At 59.8% G+C, this 12,678-nt stretch carries 1 protein-coding gene; it reads right to left on the bottom strand.

Features of this window, described 5'->3' with window-relative positions; genetic code table 11:
* Positions 1-1,666: 1,666 nt before the first annotated feature.
* Positions 1,667-11,998: an RHS repeat-associated core domain-containing protein gene (locus tag VEW47_16410; protein ID HYS06764.1), complete on the bottom strand. Its 10,332-nt coding sequence runs from the start codon at positions 11,996-11,998 to the stop codon at positions 1,667-1,669.
* Between the last annotated feature and the right edge of the window lie 680 nt (positions 11,999-12,678).

Genomic DNA, 12,678 nt, shown 5'->3' with positions numbered 1-12,678 from the left:
ACTCGTTCACGCCCCCCCCCGCACGATCAATTATGTGGGTTCGACTCGGGGGCCCGGGTCCAACTATCAAAGATGATAGCGTCCAGAAATCTGGACAGGTTCGGGCTGCCCCAGGATGCGTGGAGGATAGCCGCTTGAAACCCACATTACAGACCATCCCACGACTCGTCTACAAGTTAGACGTGCGGGACCGGGTGGTCGCGCCGTTCTGGAGCCTGCTCGAGTCCGCCAAGCTTGCCGGCGTCGATCCAAACTTCCTCCTGCTCACTGCCACATGCGACGCACATCGTCTCGCCGCTATGAAGCAGGAATTGGCCTTTTACGTTGCCTGGTACAACGGCCACCGGCCTCGGCGTCCTGCAGCTCGCGCGCCGCGCCTCGAACCCCGCAGGCGATGGCCACGACGTTCTCCCTGCGCCTCGCCTCGGACTCTCGAGGCCAGCCCGGAGCCGCGCTCGATCTCACCGTCCGCTACCACGCCGGGCGCTCGTATTTGCCCATCGTCACCCTCAAGCGTGCTGCGTAGCAGATCGTCACTCGTCATCTCGCCGAGTGTCGCCCATGAAATCGTCTGTTCGTCCTTCCTTAGTTCCGGCCCCCTCTTGACGCCTGCTGGAACCTTTCCACCAAGATCGTGATGCTGAAGCCCATCTTCTCCGCTTGGAAACACACCGAGAAGCCCTGCGAAGTCTCGATGGACCACTACACCTGAAAGAGGTCCGTGCCAGCATAACATTTCGGTCGACTATTACAGCAGCATTTTACTGGGCGAACAGGTAGTTCGGCAAGGTGGGTATTGCTTAGGTCTCTCCGCCAGCACTGAGCCGAATCCACCCCGTAATATTCGGCGCGTTCGCGGCCGGTTCATAGTGGACTTCAAGGAACGCAGGTGGATCATCTGAATCGATCCACTCTGGATAGATGAAGGATTCCGTTCCTCGTGGCGCCCGCCTCCCTTCACATAGCCCCATCCTCGAACCAGCGGCCCAAGTCCAGTCAAGCTTATCGATCGTTCGGCTGCAATCAAACAACATCTTGCCATCTTTGCTAAGAAGTCGGAGAGAAAGGACGCCGCCCGGCACCCTAGTCACTTCTTTCGGATTCTGATCAAAGTCTTCCTGCTGTACGTTGACACTTAGCCCTACGTAGAACGCAGAGCGATGCGATGGGAGGCCATCAAGGCGATACTTGGCGCTATAGGCACTCGTCAAGGAAAATCCTTCAAAATCCACTCGAACGCCCGGGTTCGGCAGGAATCGGATTCTGGATATTTTTCCGTCCCCCCGGTACGAGGAAATTGATACACATCCCAACGTAAGGGCACAAACGGCAATGCCCCGGAGTACTGTGCACCGCAAATCGACACGCACGACCCGCGTAGCGCCCATATTGGCTCCCATCGTACACGCTAAGATCATCTTCACAGCCTAGCAAAAGAAGTTCGCATCCCACTAGCTATTGCCCTACGTATTTGATCGAGCGGATCGATACCTCTAACTCTGCCGCATCAACTCTTGCTCTACGTTCCATTTCGAGAGACTCTCGAATTTCGTGCCGCGATCAATCGTTTTTTTCGAACCTATCTTTTCCCACTCTGTCGGCTGCTGTGCTCGGTGCAAACCTTCCCCGTTCAACGCGATCAACCCTTAGCGCATTCGCTAGGACGTTAGAAGGCTTCGACTGAGCACGCGCCCGACTTATGGGTACCATCGACATCGACATATCCCCCGTTACTGTGACTCGGCTGTCCGCCTGCCCCGAAGAAGGGGCCGTCGAACAACCTGCTCTGCTTCTTTTCTGATTGCTCAGGATCGTGTGACGATTCTTGTTGACTATGCTTCTTCGCATCCTTCAGCAGTCTGCGCGCTTCACCTTTGCACGTCTTGAAAAGCCCCCATATATGGTGTGAGGGGTGCTTTGGGTTCGTCGTGGAATTAATTTCGATTCTGAGTTGATCATCAAGTTCAGGCCCTGTTGCATGTCTCGCCAGGCCCTGGTCGATCGCCTCTTGGGCCACACCCATGTCATGTGTATCTCTTATCCTTGTCTTCCCATTATTCCAACTGGCGGTGTCGGTTACCACACCGTTTGGGTGCTCCGAAGTCGGCGGGCCAGTGACCGCTACGAAATCATGGGCTAGAAACTTGGAACTACTCACAGGCGGTCCATCCTCTGATTTCAGTTTCCGTTCTACTTCCCAGCCATCCTCACCATTTGGGTCAAACCGATTGATCGGATTGTCCCTGACGTACGCATACTTGTTCCAGCTCTGAGGATCCCCGAGATCGGTGTCATCTCCTGGATCCACCACCATGAACCTGCCGAGAGAGGAGGAGTAGTACCTCGCCATCATGTAATCCAGCCCACTCTCCCTGTCGCGCTCGTGGCCAGTGAAATTGTGCGTGTTAAGGGACGGGTCAACCTGGGGCGGACGTTCCTCTCCGAAGGGGAGGTAGTGGTGCTGCGCCACGAAGACACCGTTGACGTCGAGCTCGAGGCGGGCGCTCCCAAGGTGGTCCAGGTGGTAGAAAATCCATCGAGCAGGTGGGTTGTAAGGGTTGCTCTGGCCGATGACGCGCCGGGGGGCCATCGCTGTGTCAAGGCCCGAATCGTCCGACGGCCCTTCGCATGTCATGGCATCGGTCATTGTAACCCGGCCGGAGCCGTCAGGGTCCATCAGGAGAGCGTCTTCGCCGCCGCAGACCAGGTACTCACCGTTGCCATCGGGGTCGCGTCGCTCGGAGCAGGACGTCGGAGTGGCGGGACAGGTCGCGACATAGCAGTAGTTCAGCCAGGCGGCGTTCTCAGCCGACGGCATCGATTCGGCCTGCGGGTAGCCGCCCTGCAGGGTGCCCACGGCTGTCACGAAGTACCGGTAATTGTAGGGATACTGCTGGCCGACGGGATCGGTGAGCCTTGGCCAGCACGTGAACGACCGGTCGGCGATGCCGCAGCGAGGCCCGTTCGTGTCGTCACAGGGCGTCGTAGGTGCGATGATTGGACAGCTCGGGTTGCCCGATGCGTCCCATTTGGGATTATAGCTACTGTCGACGCAGACGTTTGGGTTCGGGTCGGTCGCGGGGCGGATCTCGCAGCGGCCCGCTGTCAAGCAGGCAGGTGAGAGGCGCGCCAGAAGACGATAGGTTCCGGGTACACCCTCCCCGTTGGCCAGCTTGGTGCGGTACACCCTGTACTCATCGACAGTTGGCAGGACGTCGGGGGAGTTGCCGCTCGGGGTCGGGATGGCGCACCACTTCAGCATGACGCTCTCTTTGTCTACGAGGCCTCCGGTCTGGGAGGCCCATGCCCTGAAGCCTTGTGGCGGGGGTAGCGTGGTCTTGTCATACGGCAGCTCCCTGCCTCGGACCTGATAGGCCGAAGAGAAGGGCGTCTCGCTGCTGCCGGCCACCGTCGTCACCCTGTAGTAGTAGACCGTGTCGCTCATCACCGTCTGGTCCCAGTAGTTCGTGGCGGTCGTGCTGAGACTGACCGAAGCGGCGTCGTAATCCACGCTCCAAACAGCGGGGATATCGCTGGTGCACCGGGTCGGGGCCTCGGAAGGGAGTGGCGGGGACGGGTTGACCCCAGAATCGAGGAGGGCGCAGAACGGTCCTTCGGGGGTAGCGCTGCGGTACACTCGGTACCCCGTGGCACCGCTTACGCCAACCCAGGCGAGTTTCACGCCGTTGCGCCGTTTGAGTGAGAGGACCGCGTCGTTGAGTGTCCAGAGCACCGTCTTGAGTGACGTCGGGGGCGCGGGGCTCGCTGTCTGCGCACCAGGCGAGGCCGTCGCCAAATCGATGACGTTACGGCACAACTCACCCGGGACGCACACTTCGCCGGTTGGACAGGGCGTGACAGCGTTGCAGGTCGTCCCGGAGATGTTGCACTGGCCAGGGTAGTACCCCGGGCACTGACTGGATTGAGTGCACGAGAAGTCTGTGTGCACGGTACACCACCGACCGATGGACTCTTCGCAGCTTTCCCCGACGCACACGTCCTTGTCACAGGTCTGCTGGATGCACGTGTTTCCCGCACCGCACTGGGCGGACTCGAGCGGGACAGTCTTGAACGTGGCAATTGCTCCGGCCCAGAACTGCTTGGCACTCAGGGTGGCGCCGACACTCGCACCGCCGGTTGTGCTCTGAATCAGATCTTCGAGAACCGTATTGTTGAGGGTGCTGTCGGGATTGGTTTGAATCTGCGCTTCAAGACGCTCCGTGAAGCCATTCGTCTGGCCGCTGTAAGTGCTGGTGTCGATGTTGGCCATGCCTCCGACCCAGATTTCATTCCCCTGGGACGTCGTAGAGGTTTGGCCAGTGCTGGGGTTGTTGCTCTTTGTGGTGTTGGAATTGCTCCAAAATTGGTCGAGAGCACTTGAGCTGAGGATGCCACTATATTCCGCGATCACCACGTTAGCATTGAGCTGCGCTGCCAGATTGATGGTCACCTGTGTTCCCGCGTTTTCGTTGACGGTCAAGGCGTACCAGATCTCGATGGTCACACCGTTCGGGTTCGTCTTCTGAACCGCACGAGTTGAATTCCAGGATACGCCAGGCTGGGTCACTGACGAGACTCGCGAGTCGCTGGCGCCGCGCGTGCCGATCACCGCGATCAGTGCATTGCCCTTCGCGGGAGGAGTCGGGAATACGGGGGTAATCCAGTTCTGTCCACTGTTTGCTCCGCGAATAGCCCGGATGAACCTAATTGGCGTACAAGCGACCGCGTGATTGTTGCTGCAAACTCCAGCCGGGCATGTGCCGGTTGAATCGCAGGACGCGAGCGAGACGGTGCAAACACCGTAGGAGCAATCCGCCTGGGTCGCGCAGGGCTTGCTCGTATTGTCGCAAATACCCACTCCTCCGGTCGTGCACCCGGCGTAGGGTTCGCACTGGCTGCCGCTCTCGCGGCACGTGTAGTCCTGGCCGGACACATGCCCTGCCGTGTCGAACGAGGAGACGCTGAATTCATACGACGACGGCCGCAGGCCGGAGAGTGTCACCGTCGTCTCATTCGGCCCAACGGTGGCGAAAGGAAGCGGATGTTTGAACGTCGTGGTGTCATTGTTGCGACGGGCGTAGAGATAATAACCCGCGATCGGTGGTCTCCCGGTGCTAACAGCAGGCTTGACCCAGTCGAGGCGGATGGAACCAGGACCTGCGGGGACCGCGGTTACCTTGCTCGGTGGCGGGACAAAGTTCGGATCACCCAGGGTCGGCCTGTTGTCTCCACAGCGCGGGAAGTTGGGAGTCGGTTCATGAAGGAATGTCTTGCAGCGCAAGGATGGATCCGTATTGAGCGTGTCGAAGTAGTCCGGCCAGTCGGATTCCGCCGTCAGCCAGGTGCCCTCCGCAAAGACCTTGTACACGGCCTTGGGCATGACGCAATTCGGCTCGAAGTTCGGAGTGCCGGCGCAGTCGCCGTACAGGAATCGGCCTCTATTATCTGTGTCGGACCGGTTGAATTGAGGGGAGAGGATCTGGGTACTGTTGATTGCGTAACGCGGATCCTGGTAGACGTACCCGCTGTTTGAGCCGGTCGGGCTCTTATAAATAAGGTAGGGATCAATCGTCCTGGCAACGTCCGTTACGATCTCCCGCGTGGGGCTGTCGTCTTGATAATCCACTGGGGGCCCGGACATGCGACCACAGAGCTTGTAGTGATAGAGATGATAGCCCTTGAGATAAGAGGAAGTTCCGTCGGCCGTTGACGCCAGCAGCGGCTGGTAGAAACTGGACGCTGGCGGCATCCACTGCACGGAGTTTGAATCTGCAGGGACCCCCCATGGATCGGGCACGCGGCACTGGTACTGGCCGAAGGGCCGGGCCAGCGGGATCGCCAGCGTCGGCCTGCTGAAAGACGACTCGACTCCGCCAACTATCGCTGTCATTGCGTAGTCGTAGGCGACGTTGTTGGGCACTCCGCTGTCAGTGAAGCTTCCCGACGCCGACGTCACGCTCTGGATTTGCACATAGTTGACGCACGAGTCGATCGTGTTCAGCTTCCTGTAGATCAAGTATTGCGACGGCGGGGGGGGGTTGGCCGGATCGGGGATCTGCCATGAGATGTCGACCGAGCCGTCCTTCGGCCTGGCGAAGATCTGGAGCTTCGGGATGATGCTCGAATCGCGTATCTTGCCCGCCACACACTTCGAGAAGGGCGATTTGCTTATGAACTGGCTGCCGTTGTTGAGAAAGTAGGCTTTGACCGCATAGTAATAGGTCGTCCCCGGCGTGAGAGCTGTGGGGTCCTGGTAGTACGCTGTCGAAACGCCCGCGATCGAGGTCAGGGGAGGGAATCGATAGTCATAGATGGGCGCGGTGTCCCTGTAAACTTCGTACATCACCGTGTAGCTGCCAGACGGTGGGTTCGCCTCCCAGGACAGGTTCATCTTCTCGGACGTGCCTAGCGTGCCGCAAGTCGACGACACCTTCAACCCCTTGGGAGGAGGGGGCGGGGTGTGGTCCGAAGGACTTGCCGCGAGGTCACAGATGCTTCCGGGCTGGCAGCTCATCGGCCCCCAGTTCCCGGCTGCATCCTGGGCCCTGACCCTGTAGTAATAGTACTGGCCGTTGTTCAGGTTGTAATCGGTGAAGGTCGACGACTTGACGAGTTGTCCCGTGATCGGCAATGACGGCACATTGTTAGCTGTCGAGAGACGGCGATCCACTTCGTATCCCACGATGTCGGAGGCGTCCGTCGGAACGGTCCAGGTGAACTTGATGTAACCGTCCCCGAACTCGGCGAGGGTGAGTGTGGGAGCCGGTGGTCCAGACGTGTCCCCCGTAACGACCTTCAGCTCCAGCGAGAGGTTGCTCTCGTAGCCGCTGGAATCCACTGCACTGACCTTGTAGTGTACGGTCTTTGTGCCAACGAAATTGGTCGGATCGGCGTAGGTAGCCGTCGCCGGCGGGTTGGGCGGAGCGACCACAATGAAGGTCGCGTCGGTTCCGTCCACCTTGCGGTATACCTTGTAGTAGCTCTTGTCGGGCTCGCTGTTCTCGTCCCAGGTCAGCGTGACGCGCCACGTGCCCGGTCCCTGGCCCGCCAGGGTCGCGCGGAGGTTGAGCGGCGGTCTCGGCTTCAGATTCTCCTTCAGCGCGAGGAGCCGGCCCGCCAGATAGACATAGTCGCTGGACCATTCCGGACCGCTGCCATCCAGGGCCGGCGTTCTGAACTCGGAAAGCACTTGACCCGACGGATCGCGCAGGTAGTACGTCTTGATGCCTGTTTCCTTCTCTATCTTCCAGAGCCTGTTCCCGGACGCGTCGTACTCGAAGCTGTCCACTTCCGCCAGGCCGCCGCCATTCGAAGTATTGCCGATCTGCTGGATGCGCACCAGGTGGTTGATGGGATCGTACTGGTACTTCTTGACGTCATCGACCGCTGGCTGGGTGGGATCCGGTATCCAGCGCCTTCCTCCTTGGAGCAGGTTGCCGGCGGCGTCGTAGACGAAATTGACAGCGCTCGGCGTGCTCGAGCCGATGGTCGTCTGCCGCGTCATGATGCGGTTGCTGCGGGGGTTGCTGTAGGTGAAGGCCTCGGTCTCCACAACATCAGGCAGTGGCGGGATCTGTTGATCCAAGATCCGCTGATCCATGTTCCCAAACGGATCGTAGAAGAAGGTCTCGTTGAAAATGCTCCCCTGGAACTCTGTGTGGGCGGTAATCAGCCTGTTGACGGCGTCGTACCCATACCAGTTGGATCCGATTTGAAAGATGTTTCCTACCCCATCGTAGTTATAATCGCCGCTTTGATACTCCGGGTCCCGTGACCAAGTGGTGCCGTTCCACGCGCCACCCTTGATTGTCTTGGGCCGGTTTCTCGAGTCGAATGTGGTCTCGGTACGGCCGTTCGGCATATTGACGCTCGCGACCGCCCCCGCGGCGTTGTAGCTCAGTCGGCCCAGGGCCGTACCCTGCCCGTCTTCGGTGGCCATCACCACCATCCCGTTCGAGTAGCCGTAGTTGACCTTCAGAATACTCCGATTCGGTGGTGTCGCTACCGGATACTGAATCGAGGTGAGCTCACCGCGCGTGTCGTACGTGTAGCTCGTCGTCTCGATTGGGAAGTTGAGAAAGTCAGTGAACGAATGGGTCGTCGACGAGAGACGACCGCCGATACCATTGTAATAGCGATTCTCCTGGAAGAACTGATAAAGGTTAGGGGCCCCCTTGTATCGGCTGATGGATGAGAGCTTTCCAAGTCCGTAGGGACTCCCCGCGCCCGTGTTGTCGTAGCCATAACCCACGATCCCCGACACCACACTACCGTCACCACCGGCGAACCAGAAATCCTGCTCCGAGACTCGTCCGGCGAAATCGTATCTGAATTTGGCTCCGTTGCCATTGGGATGTTGCTCACGTAGCAGGTTCCCAAGAGCGTCGTATCCCTCATAGACCGTCGTGCCACTCTCCGGGTTATCCGCCCAGATCGGATTCCCCAGACCGTCGTAATCCATGCGACGGATCTGGGTCTGCACCAGGTTGTTGCTGAGCTTCACCTGAACGAGTCGGTCAAGTGGGTCGTAATCGTAGTAGGCGTCGGCACCGCCGGTCACCGCGCAGGTGGCACCGCCGCAGTCTGCGTTGGTCGTGCACGCCACGTTGTTCGAGGTGCAGCGGCGCTCCGCCGGGGAATCCACGGTGACGAGGCGCTCGAAGGCGTCCCTGATGAAGGATGTCTTGGCCGAGTACGTCGCCGTGCCGCCGGCGTCGTGAATCGAGTTCTCGGTGACGTCTTGGCTTGTGCCGTAATAGTCCGTTCGGGTGACGTTCGTATTGGTGGCGCGATCGCCGTCCGCCGGGATGTTTAGCCGCACGCGCCCGAATGGATCGCAGGTGCCGACTCCCGGCGGCACCGTGCCCGGTTCACTGTAATCGAACTCGGTCCCAGGATCGGTGGTCCGGTTGATTCCGGAGGCCGTGCAAAGGTTTTGGCCCGGAACCGGCAGGGCGTCACACGCGGTCAGGGTCTGATAGGTCCACTCGGTCTTGTACACGACGTGCCCTGCCACGTCATACTGGGTCTTCTGGCAGGCGAACCGTGGATCCGTAGGAGAAATGTCGGCCGGCCGTTTTTGCGTCACGACCTGCCTCCCCAGTCCGTCATAGATGTACCGGGTGAAGACGAAATTGGCCGCGGGGTCGAGATCCGACGTGCCCGGTGTTCCCTGCGTCACCGCCGTCCTGGTGAGTGACTCGTAGGCGATCTGCGTCGGCTCTTCCCCTGCCGGCAGAACCTGCGTCACGCGTCCTAGGGCGTCGTAGGTGTAATTCGTCTGGACCCCTGCCGTGTCCCGCGTTGCCAGAATCAGTCCGGTGTTCGCGTCCCGGTCCCTGTCAATCGATTTGAACAGGGGCAAGCTGTACAGGCTCGTGGTGAACGCCTTGCTCGCCAGGTAGCCGCCGCATTCGCCGGCGGTGGTGCAGTTTCCGGCTGACGGAGCGTAGGTGTACTTGATGTAGTAAATCGGATCATCGAACCGCCCTGTCGACATGGTCTTGGAGATGATGTTCCCGGACGCGGTACTTGAGGTGAACTGCGTCAGCACGTCCCCCGGGGTGGAGGTGGTGCTCAGATTTGCAGGAACCGGTGTTCCAATGCTGGCCGGCAGGTTCGCACGCGCGATGCTCGTCGTCAGCCTTCCGTACGCGTCGTACTCATTCTCGGTTCGGGACAGGACGCGCTGGCCGTCCGACACTTCCTTCGAGCGGGGAAGGCCCGTGATATACACGTATTGAGCCCCATTCTGATAGGTGGTCGTCGTGCGCCTCGGCACGTCGATGTTGAAGCCCGACTCTACCTCGGTCTGCCAGTGGCCGTATCCATCCCACTGATCGCGGGAGACGATTGATTCGGCGCCGCCGGCGTCGACGAACCGCTTCGTCGCGCGCTTGACACGAACGTTCGACTTCGAATGAGCGTGAGTCTGCGGATCGAGGTCTGAGTCGTGTTCCTGGAGCTCCGACTGGAGCAGTCTTCCGGTCGCAGCGTTGCCACGGTAGTAATCGATCTCGAAATTGGACCCGTCGCTCCACTCCGGAGCATAGCCGTCGCTCGGATCCGGCCCGACGTTGGGATTATCGGTCGATTGGGAGGCGTGGTAGTAATAGACCGTGTCGTTTCCGAGCGGGTCGCTGACGGTCACCTGGGTGGGGTTCGTGAATGCCGTCGTGTTGCGCTTATACTGCCACGTCTGACCCGACGAGGCCCCCGAGGGCAATTGCAGCTCCTTCGTGACCATCTGCCGGCTCAATCCCGTGATGCTGACCGAGACGCCGTGCTTCGAGGCCTGCATGAACTTGCCCACGTAGACGTAGTACCCGTATGAATACTTGAACGTGGCACCTCGCTTGTCCGGCGGCCAGGAGCTGACCTGACTGCAGGCGTTGGCAGTGATTCCGACTGGATCGGATCCTGCCTTCCTCAGGAGCGGAAGCGTGCGGCAGGTCACCTCACCGTAATCGCCGTTGCCTCCAGACGCGAGCCCGGGGGGCGGCGCGTCGTTGTAATAGCCATAGTAGAGGCTGTACAGATCCGGATTGCTTTGGCCCGGACCTATATAGCCAGGGTAGTCCAGACGCAGGAGCTTCAAGATCGGCGTCGGAGTGTACACCTGGGTGGGCCCCTCGAGATCGAGATCGGCCCGACGGATCCGCGTGTACTCGTACATGAATCCGAACGTCGCCTTCGCCGACGGGGTGAATGTCGTGCTGCCATAGCAACCTCGATCTGTACAGTTGGCCAACGACGGGACGTCGACGGCATAGGTCGCGACCGCCGATCGATCGGAGGCAGTCCACGTAGCGGGGTCTTTCGAACCCGTCATGCACATGTCGTCAATGGTCGTAGTCTGGATCGGCGCGCACTGTCCGCCTGGACACTGTGCGTCCGTGCTACAGTTCTGCGTAGAATTATTCGAGCAGACGCCTGTGTAGCATATCTGTGGGGACGGACACTGGCTGTCGCCGTTGCACGCCTGGGTGGTGGTGCTGCAGTGCCCCCCCGACCACCACTCGCAGTTGTGGAATGAGATGGTCCGCGTCGCGCTGTCGGTGATGCTCGCTATCGCATGCTGGAAATTGGGCCGCGTGTCGTAGACGACCTTGACATTGTTTGGGTACGGAGACGTCACTCCGTTGTTGGTCACACGCGAGTACAGGCTCGGATCCTCAATGTACTTCGTGTACCACCCGCAGAAGTTCTGATTGTCCGTCCGTATCTGCTGATAGGCTGACGTCGGCTGGCCGGTGCCGTCAAGGGAAGGCTGGATGCAATCGACCCTCTTCGCCAGAGTATAGACAAGGCCATCCGGGGATTCGACTCGCATGCAGTTGGTCTCGGCTGTGCCATCGTCCTTGGTTCCCACGCAATATTCATTCCCAGGGCCTCTGACCTTCGCGTAACTGAGGTCAGTGGTCATTCGCCCCGTAAAGGATAGGAATACACCAGCGGGATCGAAGAATACCCCGTCCTCCTCGCGGGTCTGTGGCGGGTTGACGTGGTCGTCGCTGTCAAAGAAGAACGTGTGGTGCACGCCGTCCGGCGAGATCCAGGTCCACGTCCTCGAGAAGCAGGTGTTGTGCGGAGTCGATCCGCAGTTCTGGTTGAACTGGAAGTCCTCATAAATCCGGCCCATCGTCATGCTAAAGCCGATCCCGAACGGGCTCTTCGTACTCGGCACGATCCGCTGGTCAGTGCTGATGAAATCAGTCTTGTAATATGTGGTGTCCCAGACCTTCGAGCTGTAGGAGAGCTTCAGCCCGTGCCCCAGGCGGGAGTTGATCAGGAATTGCTGCCCGATGGACACCGACATGTTCAGCCCGCCATTCAGTATGTCGACGTCCTCTCCGAAATTGCCGCTCTCGAAGACATGGTTGGGGCGGAATCCGACATTCTCGTTTTCGTTCTGCGCCCAGAGGGCGCCAAGGGGCACGGTCAGGCACCAGATGATCGGGACAAGTCGCGCCGCGGCGCGTGCGCTTCGCTTATTCATGAGATCCCCTTTCGAGGTCCAGGTGGGCAGGAGACTCCTTGCCGCAGGACAACCGAGTTCGGGTTAGTCGAGAGGATTTGAGGTCGATAACTAACGGGAAATAGGCGCGGGATGTTCCAGGGCTGTGGGCGACAGGGAAACCCGCCAGTGTCTTCCGGATCTCACCGGCGGATCCCAGGAGCTTAGGAGCACACTTCTCGCTGGACGCGGTCCACCCGCAGCCTGCCTAGCAGGCGTAACTTACGTTACGGTCGGTCCCGCAGCGACTCTCTGCGGGTCCCTAGACCTGGGTGTGGTCCGTGCCCTGGAGAAGGGGAGCTCAAAAGTAAGGACAGTTGCCTGTCTAGTACTCTCGATTCACATCCTTAGTCAAGCGAATCAGTTTTCCCCGACGCTGCGAATCTGCTGCTATCCTTGCGGTATCAGCATCCGCAATCATTGATCCTTCACCAATCGGATAGGAGGCGCCCGCCTCTTTGTCGGACGACTCGGGCCGGGGACGAGCCCCTCTTGCTCTTCGCAACGGCCGGGTCCGTGCCGGACGACTGCGAGCACCGATCGGCTGCTGTCGTGCTCCAGCTTGGAGACGTGAGACCCGCGGAGACCCTGGATCTCCAGCATTCTCGTCTCGATGATCGTCGAGAGACGGTCAGTGACGGCTCTGTCGATGGCTCGACCCC

The sequence above is a fragment of the Candidatus Dormiibacterota bacterium genome, assembly GCA_035635555.1.
Lineage (GTDB): Bacteria > Acidobacteriota > Polarisedimenticolia > Gp22-AA2 > Gp22-AA2 > Gp22-AA3.
The sequence above is the reverse complement of the archived record's forward strand: the minus strand, read 5'-3'. Positions and strand labels throughout refer to the sequence as shown.

What these genes read in the sequence shown, in the direction of transcription:
- VEW47_16410 (HYS06764.1), bottom strand. Translation starts at nt 11,998, where the DNA reads ATGAATAAGCGAAGCGCACGCGCCGCGGCGCGACTTGTCCCGATCATC.